The sequence below is a fragment of the Nocardioides korecus genome (genome assembly GCF_054778395.1).
In genome coordinates this window covers 479,438-501,747 of record NZ_BAAGZO010000002.1, presented here as the reverse complement: position 1 = coordinate 501,747, position 22,310 = coordinate 479,438, and the positions used below count along the sequence as shown (strand labels likewise).

Sequence of the window (22,310 nt, the reverse complement as noted above, 5' to 3'; positions counted from 1 at the left end):
CCGCACGCGGGCGGACCCGCGCGCTCTCAGAGCCAGTCGGGCCGCAGCGGGAAGTGGCTGGTGCCGTCGTCCTCGGTGTTGGTGGCCAGGATCTGGTGGAGCTGGATCTCGTTGCGCTCGAAGCCCATCCGGGAGCCGGCCATGTAGAGACCCCACACGCGGGCCGTGCCCTCGCCCACCTCGGCGATGGCCTCGTCCCAGTGCTCGCGCAGGTTGGCGCCCCAGCCGCCGAGGGTCCGGGCGTAGTGCACGCGCAGGTTCTCCTCGTGCTGGACCTCCAGGCCCGCGTCCTGCGCCTCGCTGATCATCCGGCCCGACCCGGTCAGCTCGCCGTCGGGGAAGACGTAGCGGTCGATGAAGGCACCGGTGCTGGTGGGCCGGTTGTCGTGGCGGGTGATCGAGTGGTTGAGCAGCCGCCCGCCGGGCTTGAGCTTGCCCTTGAGGAAGGTGAAGTACGACGCGTAGTTGTCCACGCCGATGTGCTCGGTGAGCCCGATCGAGCTGACCGCGTCGAAGCCGGTCTCCTCGACGGCGCGGTAGTCCAGGTGGCGCACCTCGGCGAGGTGGTCCAGCCCCTCCTCCTTGATGGCCTGCTGGGCCCACTCGGCCTGCTCGCGCGACAGCGTGACGCCGAGCGCCTTGACGCCGTACTCGCGGGCGGCGTGGCGGACCATGCCGCCCCAGCCGCAGCCGACGTCGAGCAGGCGCTGGCCCTCCTGCAGGTTGAGCTTGCGGGCGACCAGGTCGTACTTGGCGAACTGGGCCTGCTCGAGTGTCTCCTCCCCGGTCGGGTAGAGGGCGCACGTGTAGGTCATCGACGGGCCCAGGACCAGCTCGTAGAAGCGGTTGGAGACGTCGTAGTGGTGCTCGATCACCTTGCCGTCGCGCTCGGGGCTGTGGCGCAGGCCCTCCATCATCCGGCGCCAGCGCGGCAGGTGCTCCTGCGGCGGCGGGGGCGGCGGGAGGATCTGGGACAGGCCGACCGAGCGCAGCAGCTGCACGGCCTGGGCGGGGGTGGGTCGACGGAAGCGCATGGCGCGCAGCAGCACGACCATCGCCTCGTAGGGGTCGCCCGGGTGCACGCCGACGACGTCGAGGTCGCCGGAGACGTAGGCGCGGGCCATCCCGAGGTCGCCAGGGGCGGTGACCAGGTAGGCCAGGCCGCGCTCGTTCTTCAGGTGGAGCCCGTACGGCGCGTCGACCGGGCCGTAGGCGCTCCCGTCGTACGCCGTGAAGCGGACCGGCGCGGGTCCCTTCAGGAGGGTCTCGAACACCTCGGCCAGGCTGAGCCTGGTGCCGGTGAAGCTGTCGGTCAGGGTCATCGTGAACGCACCGCCTTGTCGTAGAGGGTGGAGAATCGGTCGTCGGGGTCGTAGCGGCCCTTGACCCGGGCCAGGTTGGGTCCGTCGTAGAGACGGTCGAAGGTCTCGCGGTCGTAGAACGACTCGCTGTAGAGCGACTTGTGGCCGTCGAGCTCGGCGACCCGCGCCTCCACGGCCCGGTTCAGCGGGCCCTGGGGCGCCTCGGGGCCGACCGGGACCGCGCCCCAGAAGCCGACGTTGACGTAGGTGCTGCCGGCCCGGAGGGGGTACGACGGCCAGGGCTGGTCGGGCGTCGAGGCGTCGTACGCCGGGACGACGGCGCCACCGCTGCCCGGGGGGCGCAGCCGCAGCGGGCACAGCCAGACCGGACGCATGCCGACCTCGGCGTCGAACCAGTCCAGGAACTCGCCGAGCCGCTCCACGGGCACCTCGACGTCCTGCACCACCCGCTCGCGCATCGGGCGTCCGGCGCGGCGGTCGAGCCGGTTGACCACGTCGAAGCGCTGGTCCAGCCCGACCAGGCGGTGGTAGGTGTCGGAGCGCCGCAGGCGGCGGGGCCAGATCCGGCGGACCCAGGGGTTCTGGGCGCCGAAGGCCTGGGAGCACCAGAACCAGTCGGTGTCCCAGCGCCACAGGTAGTCCAGCATCGTCAGGACGTCGGCGTCGCGCTGCTCGACCGAGCGCCAGTAGACCTGCTGGCCGGTGTAGTCCGAGGCGGGACCGTCGGGCTCGGAGGTCCAGCGCGCCAAGGTCAGGACGGCGCGGCCGGGCTCGAAGGCGGTGCCGTCGACGGCGTCGACCCGCTCCCCGGCCCACTCCCCCGTGCGGGCGATCTCGGCGATCGCGTCGCTGAGCGCGGCGTGGTCGGTGAAGCGCACGTGGCGCAGGGCGACGTGGCTCTGCACCGGCTCCAGCTCGATCCGCAGCCGGGTGGCGTAGCCCAGCGAGCCGTAGGAGTTGGGGAAGGTCGCGAACAGGTCGGCGTGCTCGTTGGTCGCCGTGGCGGTGACCACCTCGCCGGCGCCGGTGAACACGTCCATCTCCAGGACGGACTCGTGCGGCAGGCCGTTGCGGAACGACGTGGACTCGATGCCCAGGCCGGTCACGGCGCCGCCCAGGGTGATGGTGCGCAGCTGCGGCACGACCAGCGGGATCAGCCCGTGGGGCAGCGTGGCGGCCACGAGGTCCTCGTAGGTGCACATCCCCTGCACGTCGGCCGTGCTGCGGCCGGTGACCGGGTCGGTGTCGACGCTGATCACCCCGGTCAACCCGGAGACGTCGAGGCCGGCGGTCGCGGCCTCGCGCGGCCGGAACAGGTTGGAGGTCTTCTTCGCCAGGCGCACACGGCTGCCGGGCGGAAGGGCGTCGTAGGACGCCTTCAACCGGGCGACGGCGTCGGTGTGCCGGGTCCGGTCGAGCTGGTCTGGTTGGTCATGAGCGATGACGGTGATCCACCCCTTGCGATCGTGGTTGCCCGCAGCAACCACAATCCCACATCCTGCATTCCCGATGATGCCACCGACCAGGGACAGGGGTCCCTCAGGTCGAGGTGACGTCGCGCACAGCGCCGGCGGCGCTGCCCCGGTGCACGGGCACCCCGGGGCCGGCGAAGTCGCGCAGGACGGACAGGTCGGCCTCGATGTCCCCCGCGTCGCTGCCGTCCGGGTCGCCCAGCACGACCAGCGCCTCGGCGCCCTGGGAGCCGCTCGAGAGCGCCATCGCGACCACGACACCGACCGCGGAGACCTCGAGCGAGGGCAGGCGGACGGTCGCGCCGGCGTAGGTGCGGCCGTCGAGGTCGCGCAGGGCGGCCCCCTGGGCGGCGCCGGTGCGGGCGCGGGTGGCCCGGGCGAGCACGACGAGCTTCTGGTCCTCTGCTGAGAGCGCTGCATCCACGGCCGAGATCCTAGGCCCGGGCGGGGTCGACCGGCGTGATCAGGACCGTGCCGACCCGCTTGCGCCGACCCTTGGTCTCCTCGGCCGTCAGCAGCAGCCCGGCCACCTCGACCTGGGAGCCGGGGATCGGCACCTTGCCCAGGTGCTTGGCCATCAGGCCCGCCACCGACTCGACCTCGTCGTCCTCGACCACGACGCCGACCACCTCGTCGAGGTCGTCGACCGGGAAGCGGGCCGAGACCCGCGTCGACCCGTCGGGCAGCTGCTGGACCGGGACCTCCTGGTTGTCGAACTCGTCGGCGATCTCCCCGACGATCTCCTCCAGGATGTCCTCGATGGTCACGATGCCGGCGGTGCCGCCGTACTCGTCGACGACCACCGCGATGTGGCGGCGCTGGGCCTGCATCTCGCGCAGGAGGTCGTCGACCGGCTTGGAGTCGGGCGCGTGGATGACGGGGCGCATGATCGACTCGACCGTCTCGGTGGTCTCGGCGGCCTGGCGGTCGAAGACCCGGCGGCTGATGTCCTTGAGGTAGGCGAAGCCCAGGATGTCGTCGAGACCCTCGCCGGTGACCGGCAGCCGGGAGAAGCCGCTGCGCAGGAACAGCGACATCGCCTGGCGCAGGGTGCGGCCCTGCTCGATGTAGACCACGTCGGTGCGCGGCACCATCACCTCGCGCACCGAGGTGTCGCCCAGCTCGAAGACCGAGTGGATCATCTTGCTCTCGCCGGACTCGATCAGGCTCGAGGCCTCGGCCAGGTCGACCATCTCGCGCAGCTCGGCCTCGGAGGAGAACGGGCCCTCGGCGTACCCCCGCCCGGGAGTGAGCGCGTTGCCCAGGACGATCAGCAGGCGCGCCACCGGGCCCAGCACGCGGGCGGCGACCAGGACGGGGCCGGCGACCACCAGCGAGACGGCCTCGGCGTGCTGGCGCCCCAGGGTCCGCGGCGCCACCCCGATGACCACGAACAGCACCAGGAACATCACCAGGGTCGCCACCAGCACGCCGGACCAGCTCCCCGGGCCGAGGGCCGCCACGAGCATCGCCGTGGCCAGCACGACCGCGGCCACCTCGGCCAGCATCCGGGTGAACAGCACGGCGTTGAGCGAGCGCGGCGGGTCGTCCAGCAGCCGCAGCAGGCGTACGGCGCCCGGTCGCTCCTCGTGGGCCAGCTCCAGCGCGCGGGCGCGCGAGAAGCCCGACAGCGCCGCCTCGACCGAGGTCAGCACCCCGGCGACCACGACCAGCAGGACCGTGACCAGCACCAGGCCGGGAGAGTGGGGGTTCACCGCCGAGGGGCCGGCCGGCTCACGGGGCGGCGTCGGCCGCGCGGGCCGACTCGTGCTCGCGCCACGCGGCGAGCAGCTCGTCCTGGAGCCCGAACATCTCGCGGTGCTCCTCGGGCTCGGCGTGGTCGTAGCCCAGCAGGTGCAGGATCCCGTGGGTGGTGAGCAGGTCGAGCTCGGCGGTGGTGCCGTGCCCGGCCGCTGCGCCCTGCTCGGCGGCCACCTCGGGGCACAGCACGAGGTCGCCCAGGACGCCCTCCTCGGGCTCCTCGTTGACCAGCCCGGGGCGCAGCTCGTCCATGGGGAAGGCCAGCACGTCGGTGGGGCCCTCCTTGTCCATCCACTTCGCGTTGAGCTCCGCGATCGTGGCGGTGTCCACGATCGAGACGCTCAGCTCGGCCTGGGCGTGCACGCGCATGCGGTCCATCACGAACCGGGCCAGGCGCTGGGTGCGGCGCTCGTCGACCTCGACGCCGGACTCGTTCTGGATCTCGATGCTCACCGGTGCCGCTCCTGGGCCTCGACGCCACGGGCGTCGAACTCGTCGTAGGCGGCCACGATCTTGCCGACCAGGCGGTGGCGCACCACGTCGTGGGCGGTGAGCCGGTTGAAGGACACGTCGTCGATGCCCTCGAGGATGTGCTCGACCACGCGCAGGCCGCTCTTCACCCCGCCGGGCAGGTCGACCTGGGTGACGTCGCCGGTGACCACGATCTTGGAGCCGAAGCCGAGCCGGGTCAGGAACATCTTCATCTGCTCGGGCGAGGTGTTCTGCGCCTCGTCGAGGATGATGAACGCGTCGTTGAGCGTGCGGCCGCGCATGTAGGCCAGGGGCGCGACCTCGATGGTGTTCGAGGCCAGCAGCTTGGGGACGGTCTCGGGGTCGAGCATGTCGTGCAGGGCGTCGTACAGCGGACGCAGGTAGGGGTCGATCTTCTCGCTCAGCGTGCCGGGCAGGAAGCCCAGGCGCTCGCCGGCCTCGACCGCGGGACGGGTCAGGATGATCCGGTTGACCTTCTTGGCCTGGAGCGCCTGGACCGCCTTGGCCATCGCCAGGTAGGTCTTGCCGGTGCCGGCCGGGCCGATGCCGAAGACGATCGTGTGCTTGTCGATCGCGTCGACGTAGCGCTTCTGGTTCACGGTCTTGGGACGGATCGTGCGGCCGCGGTTGGACAAGATGTTGAGGCTCAGCACGTCGGCGGGGCGCTCGGAGGTCTCGGCGCGCAGCATGCCCACGACCCGCTCGACCGTCTCGCTGGTGATCCCCTGGCCGGTGCGGATGATCGTGACCAGCTCGTCCAGGACGCGCTCGGCCAAGGCGATCTCGCCCTGGTCACCGGACAGGGTGATCTCGTTGCCGCGCACGTGCAGGTCGCAGCCGAAGGCCTTCTCCATCATCGCCAGGTGCGCGTCGGCGGGGCCGAGCAGCGAGACCATGTTGATGCTGTTGGGGACCGTCACGACGTGGCGCGCCGGCGGCGGGGCCTGCTCGGTCGGCTGGGTCTGGTCGGAGGTGGCGCGGAGGTTCTTGCTGCGGGAGGTCTCAGTCATGGATGCCCGAGGCGGGCGGCCCTTCTGTCGGGAGTGTCCTGCTGGTCGATGCTACGGGAGTCAACCGACAGCGGGCATCCTCGATTCCCACCGCTCAGCCGGGCGGCCAGGTCATCGAGCGCCCGCCGAGCACGTGCAGGTGGGCGTGGAAGACGGTTTGGTGGGCCTGCGCGCCGGTGTTGAACACCAGCCGGTAGCCCCGGTCGGCCGACCCGTCGGCCCCCTCCGCCGGCGCGATCCCCTCGGCCGCCGCGATCTCCCGGGCGGCGTCGAACAGCTGCACCAGCGTCTCCGGCTCGGCCTGCGCCAGCTCGGCGGCGTTGGCCACGTGGCTGCGCGGGATCACCAGGACGTGGGTGGGGGCCTGGGGGTTCACGTCGCGGAAGGCCAGCGTGGTCGCGGTCTCGTGGACGACGTCGGCGGGGATCCCCCCGGCCACGATCGTGCAGAACAGGCAGTCGGCGCTCATGGGCCCAGCATGCCCGATCCCGGGCTCCCCCGACTGCCTAGGCTGGCCGCGTGGGGACACCCGAGACCGGCCGGGCCGACGCGCTCGAGCTGCTGTCGCGCTTCCCGGCGGGCTGGTCGCGGGCGACGTACGCCGGCCGGGCCTGGGGCGTGAGCCGCACCAGCAGCGTCGACGGCCGCGTCCACCGGGTGTACGCCGAGGCGCTGGGCGGACGGGCGGCGGACGGGCCGGGGGTGGTGAGCGCGAACCTCTACCGCGTGGGGACCCGCACCGAGCTGCGGCCCTGCGAGATGCCCGCCGAGGTCGTGCTCGACTTCCTGGGCGCCGCGGTGCCCGAGCAGCCGGGAGGGCCGGTCGCCTAGTCCCAGCGCGGGGTGCGCGAGAGCAGCGCGGCGACCGCGGCCACCCCGGCCGTGGACGTCCGCAGCACCGACGTCCCGGTCCGCACCAGGTGCACGTGCCCGCCGACCGCGGCGTACGCCGTCAGCTCCTCGGGGGTGATCCCGCCCTCGGGGCCGACCACCACCACGATCGAGGCCGCGGCCGCGACCGGGAGGTCCGCCACCGGTGTGGTGGCCTCCTCGTGGAGCACGACGCCGAGGTCGGCGGCGCCCAGCAGGTCGGCCACCTCGGCGGTGGAGGCCATCGCGGTCACCTCGGGCAGCCAGGACCGCCGCGACTGCTTCCCGGCCTCGCGGGCGGTGGCGCGCCACTTGGCCAGCGACTTGGCGGCCCGCTCGCCGCGCCAGACCCCGACGCAGCGCGCGGCCGACCACGGCACGACCCGGTCCACGCCGACCTCGGTGAGCACCTCCACGGCCAGCTCGGCCCGCTCGCCCTTGGGGATCGCCTGCACGACGGTCACCTGCGGGGCCGGGCGCGGGTCGTGGCGCACCTGGACCACCGTCGCGGTCAGGGTCGACTTCGTGGTCGCGGTGACCGTGCAGGTCGCGGCCGTCCCGGCCCCGTCGGCGAGCACGACCTGCTCGCCGACGGCCGTGCGGCGCACGACGACGGCGTGGCGGGCCTCGTCTCCCTCGACCACCACCGTGCCGCCGACGGCGACGTCGGTGACCGGCCCGAGGAAGACCGGCAGGCTCATCGGCGGGGGCTCACTTGAAGGCGTCGCGCAGCCGACCGAAGACGCCCTTGTGCGGCGTCTGGATGGTGCCGTCGGGCGACTCCTCGTGGCGCAGGGCGGCCAGCTCGCGCAGGAGCTCCTCCTGGCGGCCGTCCAGGCGCCCGGGGGTCTCCACGTCGATGGTCACGACCAGGTCGCCGCGCACCTGCGAGCGCAGGTGTGGCACGCCGCGGCCGCGCAGGACCTGCTCGGTGCCCGACTGGGTGCCGGGGCGGATGTCGACGTCGAGCCACAGCTCCATGTCGCTGTCGGCCTCGGCCACGTCGGCCTCGAGCGTCGGCAGCTGAATCCGGGTGCCCAGGGCCGCGGCGGTCATCGGGACGGTCACGTGGCAGCGCAGGTCGGTGCCGTCGCGGTGGAAGACCTCGTGGGGGGCGACGTGGATCTCGACGTACAGGTCGCCGGCCGGGCCGCCACCGGGACCGACCTCGCCCTCGCTCGCGAGCTGGACGCGGGTGCCGGTGTCGACGCCGGCGGGGATCTTGACGGTGATGTCGCGGCGCGCGCGCACGCGACCGTCGCCGGAGCACTCGCGGCACGGCTCGGGGATGATCTCGCCGTAGCCCCGGCAGGCGGCGCACGGACGCAGGGTGCGGACCTCGCCGAGGAACGAGCGCTGCACCTGCTGGACCTCGCCGCGACCGTGGCAGGTCTCGCAGGTCACCGGGCGCGACCCGGGCGCCGCTCCCCCGCCCTGGCAGGTCGTGCACAGCACGGCGGTGTCGACGCGCAGCTCCCGGGTGACGCCGAAGGCGGCCTCGGCCAGCTCGACCTCGAGGCGCACCAGCGCGTCCTGGCCGCGACGGGTGCGCGGACGCGGGCCGCGGCCCTGTCCTCCCCCGCCCTGGCCGCCGGCACCGCCGAAGAAGGCGTCCATGATGTCGGTGAAGGAGAAGCCCGCGCCCTGGCCGGCCCCGCCGCCACCGCCGCCGCGACCGAAGGGGTCGCCGCCGAGGTCGTACATCCGGCGCTTCTCGGCGTCGGAGAGCACCTCGTAGGCCATGGAGACCTCCTTGAAGCGCTCCTGGGTCTCGGGGTCGGGGTTGACGTCGGGGTGCAGCTGCCGGGCGAGACGGCGGTAGGCCTTCTTGATCTCGTCGGGCTCGGCCTCGCGGGAGACCCCGAGGATGGCGTACAGGTCCTGGCTCACGTGTCGTCCTTGATCGCTTGCGGGTTCGTCGAAGGGGGGTGCGGGGTCCGGCGGCCGCGAGGGTGCCGGGTCACGCCTGGTCGAGGATGGTGGAGACGTAGCGCGCGACCGCGCGCACCGCGGCCATCGAGCCGGGGTAGTCCATCCGGGTCGGGCCGACCACGCCGAGCGCGGCCACGGCCTCCTCGCCGGGGCCGTAGCCGGCGGCGACCACCGAGGTCGTGGCCAGCTCCTGGTAGGGGCCCTCGTGGCCGATCCGCACGGTGACGGAGTCGGGCGAGGTGGCCTCGCCCAGCAGCTTGAGCAGCACCACGTGCTCCTCGAGCGCCTCGAGCATCGGCTTGATCGAGCGGTCGAAGCCGTCGCCGAAGCGCGCGAGGTTGGCGGTGCCGCCGACCACGACCCGCTCGGTGCGGCTCTCGTTGGACATCGCCTCGACGAGGGCGGCCGCGAGGACCGCGACGTGCGTACGCCGGTCCGGGGGCACCTGCTCGGTCAGGTCGCCCAGCGCCGTGGCCGCCTCGGTGATGGTCTGGCCGACCGCGGCCAGCAGCATCCGCGACCGCAGGTCGGCGAGGTCGTCGGGCGCCACCTCGGTGGGCAGCTCGACCACGCGCTGCTCGACGCGACCGGTGGAGAGGATCAGCACGAGCAGGACGCGGCCGGCGGCGAGCTGGACCAGCTCGACGTGGCGGACCGTCGAGCGGGCCAGGCTGGGGTACTGCACGATCGCGACCTGCTGGGTGAGCTGGGCGAGCAGCCGCACCGAGCGCTGGATCACGTCGTCGAGGTCGTGGGCGCCCTCGAGGAAGGTGGAGATGGCGCGCCGCTCGGCGGAGCTCATCGGCTTGACCTGGGTCAGCCGGTCGACGAAGAGGCGGTAGCCCTTGTCGGTGGGGATGCGGCCCGCGCTGGTGTGCGGCTGGGCGATCAGCCCCTCCTCCTCCAGCGCGGCCATGTCGTTGCGCACCGTGGCCGGGGAGACGCCGAGCCCGTGGCGCTCGACCAGCGCCCTGCTCCCGACCGGCTCGCGCGTGGTGACGTAGTCCTCCACGATCGCCCGCAGCACCGCGAGCCTGCGCGCCTCCTGCATCCCGCCTCCAGCCTGTGGTCCTCGAGTCCCGGTCCGGGTCCGATCTGGGTCCGCTGGCACTCGGGACCCACGAGTGCCAAGGATACTAGGCCCTCGTGGCGGGGCCACTAGCCTGCGAGGGTGCCCTCCCCCACCTCGTCCTCCACCCCCGGCCACGGACCTGGGACCACGCCCCGCTTCGTCGAGGTCGCGGACCGCGTCCTGGTCGCCCGCGTCGACTGGTTCGACGTCAACGTGACCGTCGTCGCCGGCTCGGAGGGGCTGCTGGTCGTCGACACGCACGCCTCGCCCCGGGTCGCGCGCGAGGTCGCCCAGGAGGCCCGTCGGCTGCTCGGCGCGCCGCTGCTGGGGATCGTGCAGACCCACGTGCACTTCGACCACACCCTGGGCACCCGCGCCGTGCTCGACGTCCTGGGTCTCGCTCCGGTGGTCTCCCACGACGCCGCGGCCGCCGCCCTGCCCGCCCACGCCGCGCAGGTGCGCGCGTCGGCCGCGGCGGACCCCGACGAGCGGATGCACGAGCTGGCCGACGTCGCCGAGGTCGTGGCCGACCGCACCTTCTCCTCGGTCACCACCGTCGACCTCGGCGACCGCGTGGTCGAGCTGGTCCACCCCGGCCGCGGCCACACCGACGGCGACGTCGTGCTGCGGGTCGAGGACGCCGACGTGCTGCTGGCCGGCGACCTCGTCGAGGAGTCGGGCACGCCCGCCTGGGGCGAGGACTGCTGGCCGATGGAGTGGCCGCTCTCGCTCGACCTGGTCCTGGAGCTGGTCGGTCCGGCCACCGTGGTCGTCCCGGGCCACGGCGCCCCCGTCGGGAAGGACTACATGTACGAGCAGCGCGCGGCGATCGGCGTGGTGGCCGAAACGGTCCGCGACCTGGCCGGACGCGGGATCCCGGTCTCCCGGGCGCTCGAGGAGGGGCAGTGGCCCTACCCGCGCGAGGCGCTGGCGCACGCCGTACGCCGTGGGTACGAGCAGCTGCCCCGCTCCCAGAAGCGGCTGCCGCTGATCTGAGCCCGCGCCGCTGGGTACTGGCCGGGCCCCGACGTCACGAGGAGCGGCCATGGCCCCGCAGCAGGGTTGGAGCAAGAAGCGCGAGCGGCAGTACGAGCACATCAAGGAGGGGCTCACCGAGCGCGGCAAGGACGAGGACCTCGCCGAGGAGATCGCCGCCCGCACGGTCAACAAGGAGCGGGCCCGCGCCGGGGAGTCCGAGCAGGCCTCCAGGACCTCGACCGAGGACATCTCCTCGGGCCGCCGCGGCGGCCTGCGCTCGCACTCCGGCGAGGGCGGGCGCACCAAGGACCAGCTGTACGCCGAGGCGAAGCGCCGAGGCATCGAGGGCCGGTCCTCGATGAGCAAGGCCGAGCTAGAGAAGGCCCTGGAGGACTGAGGGTCAGCCGGCCTGGTTGGCCTCGGCGGCGTCGGAGCCCCGACGCCAGCGGATGCCGGCCTCCAGGAACCCGTCGATCTCGCCGTCGAAGACCGGGCCGGGGTTGCCGACCTCGAAGCCGGTGCGCAGGTCCTTGACCACCTGGTAGGGGTTCAGGACGTAGTTGCGCATCTGGTCGCCCCAGCTGGCCTGGACGTCGCCGCGCAGGCCGTCGAGGTGGGCCTTCTCCTCGGCCTTCTTGCGCGCGAGCAGCTTGGCCTTGAGCACGACCATCGCACTGGCCTTGTTCTGCAGCTGGCTCTTCTCGTTCTGGCAGGACACGACCGTGCCGGTGGGCAGGTGGGTCAGGCGCACGGCCGAGTCGGTGGTGTTGACCGACTGACCACCGGGGCCACCGGAGCGGTAGACGTCGACGCGGATCTCCTCGTCGGGGACCTCGATCTCGTCGGTCTGCTCCAGCACGGGCACGACCTCGACGGCGGCGAAGCTGGTCTGGCGCCGCCCCTGGTTGTCGAACGGGCTGATCCGCACCAGACGGTGGGTGCCGGACTCGACGCTGAGCGTGCCGTAGGCGTACGGCGCGTGGATGGCGAAGGTGGCCGACTTCAGGCCGGCCTCCTCGGCGTAGGAGGTGTCGAAGACCTCGACGTTGTAGCCCTGGCGCTCGGCCCAGCGGGTGTACATCCGCATCAGCATCTCGGCGAAGTCGGCCGCGTCGACGCCGCCGGCGCCCGAGCGGATGCTGACCAGCGCCTCGCGCTCGTCGTACTCCCCCGAGAGCAGGGTGCGGACCTCGAGCTGCTCGACCGACTTGTGCAGCCGGACCAGCTCGCACTCGGCCTCCTCCATCGACTCCGCGTCGCCCTCCTCCTGGCCCAGCTCGACCAGGACGCCGAGGTCCTCGATGCGGCCGGTCAGGCTGGTGAAGCGGTCGACGGTGCCCTGCAGGTGGCTGAGCCGCCCGGTGATCTTCTGGGCGTTGGCCTGGTCGTCCCACAGGTCGGGCGCGGCCACCATGTTGCCCAGGTCGGCGATCTCCCGGTGCATGCCGTCGATGTCCAGGACGGAGCCGATGGTCTTCATCGTCGCCTGGAGCTGCTTGATCTCGCTGTCGAAGTCGGTGGCTGCCACAAGGAGCAAGGCTACGGGACGGGCTCGATCCTCGACGCCGGCAGCCAGCGGGCCACCGTCGCCCACCCGTCGTCGTCGACCCAGGCCACCGAGACCACCCGCCCCTCCCACCCCCGCTCGGTGCGGCACCACTCGACCAGCAGGGCGGGCTCGCCGTCGACGCGGCAGTGCCGCGCCGGGCTCGGCGAGTCGACCACCGGCCCCGGTGCGGTCGGGGCGGACGGCACGTCGGCCCCCCGGCTCCGCGCCGCCCGCTCGGCCAGGGTGCCGTGGTCGCTGCTCCCGTAGCCTCCGCGCACGCGGCCCATCATGCCACCAGTTCGAACACGTGTTCGACTCTCGCGCGTGACGGTGGACACCTGCCCGTGACGCTCCGGAAGCCCCTACGTTGGGCCTTCCACACCCCGAACCCCTCGAGGAGAGCAGCCCAGATGAGTGCACGCACGGTCTTCATCACCGGAGGCGCGGCCGGCATCGGTCGCCACACCGCCCTGAGCTTCGCCAAGCTCGGCTGGACCGTCGGTGCCTACGACATCGACGAGGACGGCCTGGCCTCCCTGGAGCAGGAGGCGCGCCCCCTCGCCGGCGACGTCGTCACCGGTCGCCTCGACGTGACCGACGCGGAGGCCTTCGAGAAGGCCGTCACCTCCTTCACCGAGCACACCGGCGGGCGCCTGGACGTGCTGGTCAACAACGCGGGCATCCTGCTGGCCGGCTCCTTCGAGGACATCGACGTAGCCCGGCACCACCAGGAGATCGAGATCAACGTCAAGGGTGTCGTCAACGGCTGCCACGCGGCGTACCCCCACCTGAAGGCGACGCCGGGCGCGACGATCGTGAACCTGTCCTCGGCCTCGGCGATCTACGGGCAGGCCGACCTGGCCAACTACAGCGCCACCAAGTTCTTCGTGCGCGGCCTGACCGAGGCCCTCGACATCGAGTGGGCCTCCCACGACATCCGCGTCGTCGCGATCTGGCCGCTGTTCGTGGAGACCGCGATGACCGCGAACATCCGCACCGGCTCCACCGACAGCCTCGGCATCCGCCTGGGCCCCCAGGACGTCGCCGACAAGATCCTCGAGGCGGTCGAGCCGGCCAAGGCCCGCCGCCTGATCCACCAGGTGCACTTCCCGGTCGGGTTCCAGACCACCGCCCTCACCCTGGGCTCGCGCTTCTCCCCCGCGTGGCTGACCCGCGTGGTCAACAAGCGCATCGTGGGCCACTGAGGTTCCCCGAACGCGTGCGCCGACGGGCGGTCGACCGAGGTGGTCGGCCGCCCGTCGGCGTCCGTGCTGCTAGCGCTGGACGGAGAAGAACAGGAACAGGTTGGTCGGGATCGGGCCGACGACCGCCTTGTTCTTCTCGGCGATCAGGTGCCGGATGTAGGCGTAGGACTCGTGGCGGTGGATCCGGTTGTAGACGGTCCTGCTGGTGACGCCCACGACGTAGACGTCCCACCACTCGCGCTTGCCGCCGTTGCGGGTGGTGATGAAGTGGTCGTGCTCGGGCGTCGGGGTGTTGCCCAGGGCCTCGGTGAGCTGGGCGTCGGTGTACTGCGGGTAGAGCGGCTTGAGGGCCTTCTCCAGCCGGCTCAGGTCGATCGTCATCGGGTGGTCGACGCAGGTCAGGCCGGCGGGGCAGTCGACCATCTTGCTGGGCTTGAACCCGAGCGGCACGGTGATGAACAGCGGGTCGTGGTCGGCGCTGGGGGCCTTCTTCCACTTCTCGCCGGCCTCGCACCGGGACGTGGCCTTGGAGGCGACCGAGGTGTCGCAATAGAAGCCGTGGCTGTAGGTGAAGCCGACGCGGTGGCCGCGGAAGAACGCGCGGGTCATGCCGAAGTCGTCCTCGCCGCGGCCGGGGGCCATGGTCGCGGCGGCGGCCGCGCTGGCGCGACCGGCCGACGCGGGACCGGCAGCGGAGGCGCTGCCGATCGTGGACGTGGCGACGACGCCGCCGGTGAGGGCGACCAGGGCTGCGGCGGCGGCGCCGACACGGCGGCGGCTGGACGGGCGGGAGGAGGGGGCAGGCAGGGACATGGATCACTCCGGGGGCGAGGGGAACCACGGTGCGGGCGCACCGGGGCAGGAGGTGATCCCCGTCGTCGGCCGGCCGACCGGCGACGGGAGGAGGCGCCTGCTGCCGACACTCCTCCCCACCCCCAGGGGTGGCAAGACCGTGGCGTGGACACCTGCTGTCCGCGCCCGTGACCCGGTCAGGCCCCCGTCAGACGCCTCGGCGGATCCTGCGGACCGTCGACCCGGTGCCGCTGCAGCTCTCCCTCAGTCCGAGACCACGACGACGGACGCCGCGGTGCCGCTGACCACCACCCGGCTGCCCACCCCGGGCACGTGCAGCGGCAACCGGGTCGGTGCGACCAGGCGCACCACGACGGTGCGCCCCGTCGTCCGCACGCTGTAGTCCAGGCCGGGGAAGCGTCGGCGTACCCCGCTGCCGGCGACGTACGCCGCCACGAACGCCCGCGCCGTCGCCGGATCGATCTCGGCGCGCTCGCCCAGCCCGTGGGTGTAGACCTGCTCGCCCTGGAGCCCGTCGGTCGCGGCCAGGGCGGCCGCGTCGGCGGCGGAGTCCAGCCCCTGACGCGTGAGGTACGCCGACGAGGCGTCGACCACGACCCCGACCAGCAGCGCGACCACGACCGCGAAGCCGATGATCAGCGGCGTCACCGACCCGCGCTCGTCCCGCCTCACGGCCGGGCCTCGCGGAAGGTGCCGTACGGCGCCTGGTGCTCGGAGTCGACCTCGATGCGCGGGGTGTTGCTCCCCAGGGCGGCCGGCATCAGCGGGAGGTCGACCGAGGACTCGACCCGCGCGCGCACCACGGACCCCGGGGTCAGGCACGCTCGCGGCCGCGGCCGACAGGTGATCGTGACCGAGGGGGCGCGGTCGATCCGCTGGTCGGCGTACGCCAGCCGGACGGCGGCCTGCGCCCGGGCGTAGCCCGAGGCCTGGTCGGGCGCGGTCACGAAGGCGCGGCCGGCGGAGCGGGCCGCGGCCGAGGCGGCGTACGCCGACCGCTGGACGTCGAACGCAGCCAGGACGATGTAGAGCAGCGGGACCAGCAGCAGGATCGCGAGCCAGACGAACTCCACGATCGCGCTGCCGTCCTGGGGCCGCGGCCGCCGGGCAGGTCGCCTCACCGCGCCGCCTCCTGCACCCCGTGGCCGGCCACGTCGAGGCTGACCCCGGGACCCCACAGCCCGAGCGGCGGGACGACGGCGTGCACCCGGACCACCACGGTCGGGACGCCGCCCACGTCGGTCGTGCCGGCGGTGACGCCCCGGGCGAACCGGGACGCCAGCGCCCGGTCGACCTGCTCGCGGGTGCGCCGCGCCCCGTCGGCCGGGCTGCGGTCGACGGTCGCGCCGTAGCGGGCACCCTCCGTGGCGGCGGCCGTCAAGGTGTTGCGCACGTGCAGGACCAGCCCGACCTGCAGCAGGCCGAGCACGAGGGGCACCAGGACCAGCGAGACCAGCACGAAGTCGACGACGGCCGCACCGTGCTCGTCGCGCCCGGTCTCAGCCCGAGACCGAGGACAGCGCACTGCGCAGCATGGTGCCGAGCTGGGCGCCGGCGATGGCCCAGAGGCCGGCCACGAGGCCCGCGGTCATGACGGTGATCAGAACCCAGCCGGGCACGTCGCCACGCTCGTCGCGGGGCAGGGTCAGACGCACCCAGAGGCGGGTGGTGGAGGGCAGCTGTCGCATGGATGTCTCCTCGTGGTGTGGGTGGTGGAACGGGTGGGGGGCCGTCACGGGACGACCAGGTCCAGGCCGACCAGGCCGGGCCAGAACGCGAAGACCACGACCACCGGGAGCACGAGGAACACGACGGGGACCATCATCGCGACCTCCCTGCGGGCTCCGGACTCGATCAGCGCGCGCCGGCCGGCCTCGCGGACGTCGCCGGCCTGGGCGTGCAGCACGTCGGCCAGCGGGGTGCCGCGCTCCACCGCGATCGCGATGCCCTCGGCGAAGCGGGAGACCACGGTCAGGCCCGAGCGCGAGGCCAGCTCGTCGAACGCGCGGGTGATCGGGGTGCCGGTGCGGACCTGGGCGAGCACGCCGGCCAGCTCCGCGGACAGCTCGCCGTGGGTGCGGCGCACGACCCGGTCCAGCGCGGCGACCGGGCTCTCGCCCGCGGCCACGGAGAGCGCGAGCAGCTCCGCGACGGTCGGGAACTCCTGGAGGATGGCGCGCTCCCGGCGCACGACCTGGGCGGTGAGGCGGTTCTCGCGCACGAGGACCCCGAGGACGAAGGCGATCACGCTGAAGACGAGCAGCGGGACCGTCCGCTGCGGCGAGCTGAGGGCGATCAGCGCCGACGGGACGGCCACGACGGTGAAGGCCACCAGGCCCCAGACGACCTGCTCGACGCGGAACTGCGCGACGTCGGTCTCCAGGCCGGCGCGCTGGAGGCGACGGCGCACGGATGCGGCACCGCCGAGCACGCGCTCCACGGCCGCGGCGGCGGTGGCCAGCGGGGGCCCGAAGACGGCACTGAAGGCGTTGCCCGAGGTCACGGGGGCCGGCAGGGAGGCCGGCCGCGGCAGGTCGCGCAGGTAGGGCAGGACCCGCACCTCCAACGGCGTACGCCGAGCCGCGAGCAGCGCCGAGACCACCAGCCACAGGCCGGTCCCGAGCGCCGCCCCGAGCAGGCCACCCACCGCCGGGCTCACGACATGATCCGTCGTTCGGTGGGCAGCCGCCCGATCCGCACCATCAGCCGGTAGGCCACCGCGCACATCGTGGCTCCCCCGACGAGCACGACGACGCCGGCGCCCGAGGAGTAGCGGTGGATCACGTCCGGCTGGAAGCAGAGCAGGAGGAGGACCAGCCACGGAGCCGCGACGGCGAGACGGGCGCCGTTGACCGTCCAGGCCTGCCGGGCCTGCAGCTCGGACCGGGTCCGGGCGTCCTCGCGCAGGAACCCCGACAGGCTGCGCAGCAGGCGGCCGAGGTCGCCGCCCCCGACCTCGCGCGCCACGCGCAGGCTCTCCACGACCCGGTCGCCCACAGGGTCCGACAGCCGCTCCTTGAGCCGGTCCAGCGCGTCGGAGAACCGGCCGCCGACCTGGTAGTCCAGGGCGAACCCGGCGAACGACTCGCGCAGCGGCTCCGGGCCCCGGTCGGCGAGGCCCGACAACGCCTCGGGCAGCGAGAGACCGGCCCGGACCGCCGAGGCCAGGTTGTCGACGGCCTCGGGCCACACCTCGGCGAACTCCCGCTGCCGGCGCCGGGCCCGTCCCTGGACCACCGCGACCGGCATCCAGGCGCCCATCGCCCCGAAGACCAGCGCGACCGGCAGGGTGCGCGAGGCGACCAGCACGGCCGTGGTGGACACGAAGGCCGTGACCGCGCAGACGACCAGGAAGCCCGCGGGGCTGACCTCGCCGAGCCCGGCGTTGCGCAGCAGCGGCTGCAGGCGCGCCGACCCGGTCGGCCCCTCCGACCGCGGCGTGACCGGGGGCCAGGTCGAGGACCAGACCAGGAGCAGCCCGACGCCGAGGGCCAGGCCCAGCACGGCGCCCATCAGTCGGTCCCCTGGAGGATCCGGTGCACGTCGATCCCGACCCGCTCGAAGGTGTCCAACCGGGTCGGCAGCCCCCCGGTGGCGACCAGCTCCCCGCCGGTGCGCACGAAGACGGGCTCGGTCTCGACCACGTCGTGCTCGGAGCGGCCCGGGACGGCGACGATCTCGTTGACCCGCCGGGTGCCGTGCCGGTCGATGCCCAGGTGGACGACCAGGTCGACCGAGCTCGCCACCGTCGGCACCACGAAGCGGGCCGAGATGTTCTCCCCCGCGAGCAGCGGCAGGGTGCAGAGCTTCACCAGCGCCTCGCGGGCGCTGTTGGCGTGCAGGGTCGCGAGCCCGGGGAGTCCGGCGTTCAGCGCCAGCAACAGGTCGAGGCTCTCGGCCGAGCGCACCTCCCCCACGATGATCCGGGTCGGCCGCATCCGCAGCGTCTCGCGCACCAGGTCGCGCAGGGTCACCTCGCCGGTCCCCTCGAGCCCGACCTGCCGGGTCTGCAGGGCGACCCAGTCCGGGTGCCCGAAGCGCAGCTCGAAGACCTCCTCGGCCGACACCACCCGGTCCCCGCCCGGGATGGCGGCGGCCAGGCAGTTCAGCATCGTCGTCTTGCCCGCCTGCGTGCTGCCGGCGACCAGGATGTTCTGCCCGGCCAGGACCGCCGCCTCCAGGAACCGGGCCGCGGTGGTGGTCAGCGACCCCAGCCGCACCAGGTCGCCCAATCGCGCCGCCCGCAGCACGAACTTGCGGATGTTGACCGCTGCGAAGTCCCGGCTGATCCCCTCCAGCACGACGTGCAGGCGGTGACCCTGGGGCAGCATCGCGTCCACGAACGGCTGGGACAGGTCGATCCGGCGACCGCTGGACTTCAGCATCCGCTCCACCAGCTCCTGCACGTCCTGGCGGGTGAGGATCACGTTGGTGAGCTCGTGGCGGCCGTTCCGGGCCACGAACACCCGGCTCGGCTCGTTGATCCACACCTCCTCCACGGTCTCGTCGTCGAGCAGCGGCTGGAGCGGACCGAACCCCGACACCCGCGCGACCAGCTCGCCGACCACCGCGACCGGGTCGGGCACGGGCGCGACGGCGCCGGTCAGGCTGCGGTCGTCGTGGGCGCGGACGACCTGCTCGGCGATGCGTCGCACGCGCAGCACGTCGAGCTGGGGGTCGACCCCCTCACGGCGCACGACGGAGCGCACCTGCTGGTCGAGCTCGCCGACGAGGTCGACGGCACCGACCGGGACTCCCGAGAGTTCCACGGACATGGCAGCAGCGTTGCCCGACCCCCGAGTGAGGTAAACCACGACTTCCCGACCTGTGGACGACCGTCCCACGACCCGCGCCACACGCGTCACTGCAGGTCACGGGGCTGTGCACCGGTCACACCCGTGCGGCCAAACAGAACGCGCGCGTCTCGGAACGCACCAGGCACGTCCGCGCCTGGACCGCCCCACCGGCGAGGGGCGCGCGCCCCTCGGCGTGGAGCGGGACGGCGGCGCGCGAGTACTCTCCCCGGAACCGCACGCGGCCGCGAGCTTGGGGGAGGTCGGATGGAGCCGGAGCTGATCGGCGGGCGCTACCGCGTCCTCGCCTCCGCGGGCAAGGGCGGCATGGGCACGGTGTGGCTGTGCCTGGACGAACGCCTGCACCGCGAGGTCGCCGTCAAGCAGGTCGGGCTGCTCCCGGACCAGTCCGTCACCGACGCCGCCCGCGCCTTCCGCGAGGCCCGCTCCTCGGCGGGGCTCAACCACCGCAACGTGGTCACCGTCTTCGACGTGATCGAGCAGGACGACCACATCTGGCTGGTCATGGAGCACGTGCCCGGGCGGTCGCTGTCCCAGATCATCCGCGAGGACGGGGCGCTGGACCCGCGCGTCGTCGCCCGCATCGGGGCCCAGGTCGCCGACGGGCTCGCCGCCGCCCACGCCGCCGGCACCAGCCACCGCGACGTCAAGCCGGGCAACGTCCTGGTCCGCGACGACGGCGTGGCCAAGATCAGCGACTTCGGCATCGCTCGGACCCACGGGGACCCGGCCCTGACCCAGTCGGGATTCCTCACCGGCACCCCGACGTACTTCTCCCCCGAGCTGGCGCGCGGCGGCGAGCCCGGTCTGGCCGACGACGTGTGGGCCCTCGGCGCCACGCTGTACGCCGCCGTCGAGGGTCAGCCCCTCGTCGAGCAGCACCCGAACCCGATCACCGTCCTGCACGACATCGCCTCGGGGCGCCGGCGCCCACCCGAGCGGGCCGGCTTCCTGGCCCCGGTGCTGCAGACCATGCTCGACCCGGACCCCGAAGCCCGCGGGTCGATGGCCGATGCCAGCCGGCGGCTCGAGGAGCTGGCCAACCGGCCCGACGGGGACTCCGGGATCCTCCCGACCCGCGAGCTGCGGCTCGCCAGCGACCCCGACCCGGCCACCGACGTCCCGACCCAGGCCCACCGCGGGACCGACACCGCGGCCAGCGCCGGACCCGTCGCGCCGACCGACACGGTGGACGGCTCCGACGTGGCGACCCGGGCAGTGTCGCCCGGACGGATGCCTCCGCCCCCGCCCGCAGCCGACGCAGCCCCCCTGGTCGCGGTCTCGGCCGACCCCGCCTCACCCGGGCCGCCGCACCGGCATCCGGCCGGTGCGGGAGGCACCGCGGCGCCCCCGCCGGAGCGGACCGCGCCTCCCGGTGGAGGGGGACCTCTGCGTGCGGCCCGACGCCCGCCCGTCCTCCTCGTGGTGGCCGGTGTGCTCGCGGTGCTGCTGCTCGCGGCCCTGGCCTGGGTCCTCACCCGGCCCGACACCGGCTCGGGTGCCCAGGCGGGCCGGAGCGAGACCCCGTCGCCCAGCCCGAGCGTGTCGCGCTCCCCCGGCCGCTCGGCGAGCTCCTCCGCCACCCCCTCCACCAGGGCGTCGAGCAGCGTGTCGGCGTCCACGACCTCGTCGGCCGCGGCCGGCTCGGCGGCGGCCGAGGAGAAGTTCGTGCGGGCCTACTACGCCGCCGCCCCCGGCGGCACCGACCGAGGCTGGGCGATGCTCGGACCGGGCGAGAAGGCCCAGGGCCGCGGGGCGTACGACGGGTTCTGGCGCACCATCCGCTCGGTCGAGGTGCGCTCGGCGAACGTGCGGGCCAGCTCGAGCACGGTGGATGTCACGCTGGTCTACCGCACGACCAGCGGGGGCACCAGCACCGAGCGCAAGCGCGAGCGACTCGTCCCCGACGGACGCGGGGGCTACCTGCTCGACTCCGACGTGCCCGCGGGCTGAGCGCGACGTCCTCACGCCCACGTTCTGGAACGCGCGGGTCTCGCAACGAGGTTTGACCGGTGGCCGGGCCGGGCATGGTGAGGGTCGTGTCCGCCGTGTCCCGGGGGTGGCGGACCCTCTCGGACGCGTGGTCCTCGAGCAGGGGGCGGACCGGGCTAGGCCGTGAACAGGTCGCCCTGGTCCTGCACCCGCTCGAGGACCTCCTCGAACCTCAGGTGCTCCAAGGCCAGCGGATCCTCGGCGCCCTCCTCGACCTCGGCCCACGTCCGTGGCGCGGCGACGGTCGGACGGTCGCGCCCGCGCAGGGAGTACGGCGAGATGGTGGTCTTCGAGCCGGTGTTCTGCGACCAGTCGAGGAACACCTTGCCGCCCCGCCTGGCCTTCGTCATCTGCGACACGACCAGCTTCGGGTGCGCCGACTCCAGCTCCTCGGCGAGCTGCTTGGCCAGGTCGCGCACCGCATCGGTGGTGCGGCTGCCGTCGAGGGCGGCGTACACGTGCAGGCCCTTGGACCCGCTCGTCACCGGCACGCCCTCCAGCCCCAGGGCCGCCAGCTGCTCGCGCACCAGCAGCGCGACCTGCGCGCACTCCCCCAGCCCCGCCGGCTCGCCGGGGTCGAGGTCGACCACCAGCCGGTTCGGGTTGCGGGGGCGGCCGGTGCGCGTGACCGTCCACTGGTGCACGTGCAGCTCGAGCGCCGCCAGGTTGACCAGCCAGGTCAGCGTGGCCAGGTCCTGGACGACCGGGAAGTGCAGGGTGGTCTCGTCGCCGGTGCCCGCCCGCGAGCCCGTCGTGGACACCGCGACCGTGCGCACCCACGTTGGCGTGCCCGCGGGGGCGTTCTTCTCGAAGAAGGACGCGTCGCCGGTGCCGTGCGGCCAGCGGATCCGGGTGACGGCCCGGTCGGCGAGGTGCGGCAGCAGGACCGGCGCGACCTGGGCGTAGTAGTGCAGCACCTCGCCCTTGGTGGTGCCGGTGGCGGGGTACATCACCTTGTCCAGGTTGACCAGCGTCAGGCGGTGGCCGTCGACCTCGACCGGGGTCTCGGTGCGCTGCTGGGGGGGCAC

General features: G+C 73.6%; 26 protein-coding genes. 5 read left to right on the top strand and 21 right to left on the bottom strand.

What is annotated here, in order from left to right; genetic code table 11:
* Positions 1-26 precede the first annotated feature (26 nt).
* The 7 genes from ACYVDA_RS05640 to ACYVDA_RS05610 all read right to left on the bottom strand — a co-directional run bounded on the left by ACYVDA_RS05640 (position 27) and on the right by ACYVDA_RS05610 (position 6,526).
* A complete protein-coding gene (locus tag ACYVDA_RS05640; RefSeq protein ID WP_460815840.1) occupies positions 27-1,322 on the bottom strand; it encodes a class I SAM-dependent methyltransferase in 1,296 nt (431 codons plus the stop codon).
* Complete coding sequence (locus ACYVDA_RS05635) at positions 1,319-2,809, bottom strand: FAD-binding oxidoreductase (protein WP_460815837.1); 1,491 nt, start codon at positions 2,807-2,809, stop codon at positions 1,319-1,321. Before ACYVDA_RS05635 ends, ACYVDA_RS05640 begins: the two co-directional genes overlap by 4 nt.
* Positions 2,810-2,861: 52 nt before the next feature.
* Positions 2,862-3,218 carry a cytidine deaminase gene (locus tag ACYVDA_RS05630; RefSeq protein ID WP_460815835.1) on the bottom strand — a complete coding sequence of 119 codons (357 nt, stop codon included), beginning with the start codon at positions 3,216-3,218 and terminating at the stop codon, positions 2,862-2,864.
* A gap of 10 nt (positions 3,219-3,228) precedes the next feature.
* The gene (locus ACYVDA_RS05625; RefSeq protein ID WP_460815833.1) at positions 3,229-4,509 is read right to left on the bottom strand and encodes a hemolysin family protein; all 1,281 of its coding nucleotides are present in this window, start codon (positions 4,507-4,509) and stop codon (positions 3,229-3,231) included.
* Between the two features lie 19 nt (positions 4,510-4,528).
* A complete protein-coding gene (gene ybeY, locus ACYVDA_RS05620) occupies positions 4,529-5,008 on the bottom strand; it encodes an rRNA maturation RNase YbeY (protein ID WP_460815830.1) in 480 nt (159 codons plus the stop codon).
* Positions 5,005-5,943 (bottom strand): PhoH family protein, encoded by a 939-nt coding sequence (locus tag ACYVDA_RS05615; protein WP_460816125.1) that lies wholly within the window; start codon positions 5,941-5,943, stop codon positions 5,005-5,007. The genes ybeY and ACYVDA_RS05615 overlap by 4 nt, the downstream gene beginning before the upstream one ends.
* Positions 5,944-6,151: 208 nt before the next feature.
* A complete protein-coding gene (locus tag ACYVDA_RS05610) occupies positions 6,152-6,526 on the bottom strand; it encodes a histidine triad nucleotide-binding protein (protein ID WP_460815828.1) in 375 nt (124 codons plus the stop codon).
* 50 nt (positions 6,527-6,576) lie between these two features.
* Between ACYVDA_RS05610 and ACYVDA_RS05605 the strand changes: the two genes are divergently transcribed.
* On the top strand, positions 6,577-6,888 hold the full coding sequence (locus tag ACYVDA_RS05605) for a hypothetical protein (protein WP_460815824.1): 312 nt from the start codon (positions 6,577-6,579) through the stop codon (positions 6,886-6,888).
* On the opposite strand, the gene ACYVDA_RS05600 is transcribed toward ACYVDA_RS05605, so the two are convergent.
* From ACYVDA_RS05600 to hrcA, 3 genes are all read right to left on the bottom strand, one after another.
* Complete coding sequence (locus ACYVDA_RS05600; protein ID WP_460815821.1) at positions 6,885-7,628, bottom strand: 16S rRNA (uracil(1498)-N(3))-methyltransferase; 744 nt, start codon at positions 7,626-7,628, stop codon at positions 6,885-6,887. The two genes, ACYVDA_RS05605 and ACYVDA_RS05600, sit on opposite strands and share 4 nt — an antisense overlap.
* A 10-nt stretch (positions 7,629-7,638) precedes the next feature.
* The gene (dnaJ, locus tag ACYVDA_RS05595) at positions 7,639-8,817 is read right to left on the bottom strand and encodes a molecular chaperone DnaJ (RefSeq protein ID WP_460815820.1); all 1,179 of its coding nucleotides are present in this window, start codon (positions 8,815-8,817) and stop codon (positions 7,639-7,641) included.
* A 70-nt stretch (positions 8,818-8,887) separates the two neighbouring features.
* The gene (hrcA, locus tag ACYVDA_RS05590) at positions 8,888-9,910 is read right to left on the bottom strand and encodes a heat-inducible transcriptional repressor HrcA (protein ID WP_460815818.1); all 1,023 of its coding nucleotides are present in this window, start codon (positions 9,908-9,910) and stop codon (positions 8,888-8,890) included.
* Between the two features lie 120 nt (positions 9,911-10,030).
* On the opposite strand from hrcA, the gene ACYVDA_RS05585 reads away from it, so the two are divergent.
* Both ACYVDA_RS05585 and ACYVDA_RS05580 read left to right on the top strand, forming a co-directional pair.
* Positions 10,031-10,927: an MBL fold metallo-hydrolase gene (locus ACYVDA_RS05585; RefSeq protein WP_460815815.1), complete on the top strand. Its 897-nt coding sequence runs from the start codon at positions 10,031-10,033 to the stop codon at positions 10,925-10,927.
* A 49-nt stretch (positions 10,928-10,976) separates the two neighbouring features.
* Positions 10,977-11,306 (top strand): plasmid stabilization protein, encoded by a 330-nt coding sequence (locus ACYVDA_RS05580; protein WP_460815813.1) that lies wholly within the window; start codon positions 10,977-10,979, stop codon positions 11,304-11,306.
* 3 nt (positions 11,307-11,309) lie between these two features.
* Here ACYVDA_RS05580 and prfB read toward each other — a convergent pair whose 3' ends face one another.
* Complete coding sequence (gene prfB / locus ACYVDA_RS05575; RefSeq protein ID WP_460815811.1) at positions 11,310-12,437, bottom strand: peptide chain release factor 2; 1,128 nt, start codon at positions 12,435-12,437, stop codon at positions 11,310-11,312.
* A gap of 11 nt (positions 12,438-12,448) precedes the next feature.
* Complete coding sequence (locus ACYVDA_RS05570) at positions 12,449-12,736, bottom strand: hypothetical protein (protein ID WP_460815808.1); 288 nt, start codon at positions 12,734-12,736, stop codon at positions 12,449-12,451.
* Positions 12,737-12,868: 132 nt separating this feature from the next.
* Here ACYVDA_RS05570 and ACYVDA_RS05565 point away from each other — a divergent pair, with 132 nt between their 5' ends.
* Positions 12,869-13,663 (top strand): SDR family oxidoreductase, encoded by a 795-nt coding sequence (locus ACYVDA_RS05565; RefSeq protein WP_460815806.1) that lies wholly within the window; start codon positions 12,869-12,871, stop codon positions 13,661-13,663.
* A gap of 69 nt (positions 13,664-13,732) precedes the next feature.
* On the opposite strand, the gene ACYVDA_RS05560 is transcribed toward ACYVDA_RS05565, so the two are convergent.
* The 8 genes from ACYVDA_RS05560 to ACYVDA_RS05525 form a co-directional block, all read right to left on the bottom strand.
* Positions 13,733-14,476 (bottom strand): hypothetical protein, encoded by a 744-nt coding sequence (locus ACYVDA_RS05560; RefSeq protein ID WP_460815803.1) that lies wholly within the window; start codon positions 14,474-14,476, stop codon positions 13,733-13,735.
* A 243-nt stretch (positions 14,477-14,719) separates the two neighbouring features.
* Positions 14,720-15,148 carry a pilus assembly protein TadG-related protein gene (locus ACYVDA_RS05555; protein WP_460815801.1) on the bottom strand — a complete coding sequence of 143 codons (429 nt, stop codon included), beginning with the start codon at positions 15,146-15,148 and terminating at the stop codon, positions 14,720-14,722.
* Positions 15,145-15,597 (bottom strand): hypothetical protein, encoded by a 453-nt coding sequence (locus ACYVDA_RS05550; RefSeq protein WP_460815798.1) that lies wholly within the window; start codon positions 15,595-15,597, stop codon positions 15,145-15,147. Before ACYVDA_RS05550 ends, ACYVDA_RS05555 begins: the two co-directional genes overlap by 4 nt.
* Positions 15,594-16,001, bottom strand: a complete 408-nt coding sequence (locus ACYVDA_RS05545) for a TadE/TadG family type IV pilus assembly protein (protein WP_460815796.1) — start codon at positions 15,999-16,001, stop codon at positions 15,594-15,596. The genes ACYVDA_RS05550 and ACYVDA_RS05545 overlap by 4 nt, the downstream gene beginning before the upstream one ends.
* Positions 15,976-16,164: a hypothetical protein gene (locus tag ACYVDA_RS05540; RefSeq protein WP_460815793.1), complete on the bottom strand. Its 189-nt coding sequence runs from the start codon at positions 16,162-16,164 to the stop codon at positions 15,976-15,978. Before ACYVDA_RS05540 ends, ACYVDA_RS05545 begins: the two co-directional genes overlap by 26 nt.
* Before the next feature lie 44 nt (positions 16,165-16,208).
* Positions 16,209-17,135 (bottom strand): type II secretion system F family protein, encoded by a 927-nt coding sequence (locus ACYVDA_RS05535; RefSeq protein ID WP_460815789.1) that lies wholly within the window; start codon positions 17,133-17,135, stop codon positions 16,209-16,211.
* Entirely contained in the window at positions 17,132-17,989 is an 858-nt protein-coding gene (locus ACYVDA_RS05530; RefSeq protein WP_460815785.1) for a type II secretion system F family protein, read from the bottom strand. The genes ACYVDA_RS05535 and ACYVDA_RS05530 overlap by 4 nt, the downstream gene beginning before the upstream one ends.
* On the bottom strand, positions 17,989-19,251 hold the full coding sequence (locus tag ACYVDA_RS05525) for a CpaF family protein (RefSeq protein ID WP_460815783.1): 1,263 nt from the start codon (positions 19,249-19,251) through the stop codon (positions 17,989-17,991). Before ACYVDA_RS05525 ends, ACYVDA_RS05530 begins: the two co-directional genes overlap by 1 nt.
* 285 nt (positions 19,252-19,536) lie before the next feature.
* Here ACYVDA_RS05525 and ACYVDA_RS05520 point away from each other — a divergent pair, with 285 nt between their 5' ends.
* Entirely contained in the window at positions 19,537-21,243 is a 1,707-nt protein-coding gene (locus ACYVDA_RS05520) for a serine/threonine-protein kinase (RefSeq protein WP_460815780.1), read from the top strand.
* Positions 21,244-21,398: 155 nt separating this feature from the next.
* On the opposite strand, the gene ligD is transcribed toward ACYVDA_RS05520, so the two are convergent.
* Positions 21,399-22,310: a non-homologous end-joining DNA ligase gene (gene ligD, locus ACYVDA_RS05515; RefSeq protein WP_460815778.1), complete on the bottom strand. Its 912-nt coding sequence runs from the start codon at positions 22,308-22,310 to the stop codon at positions 21,399-21,401.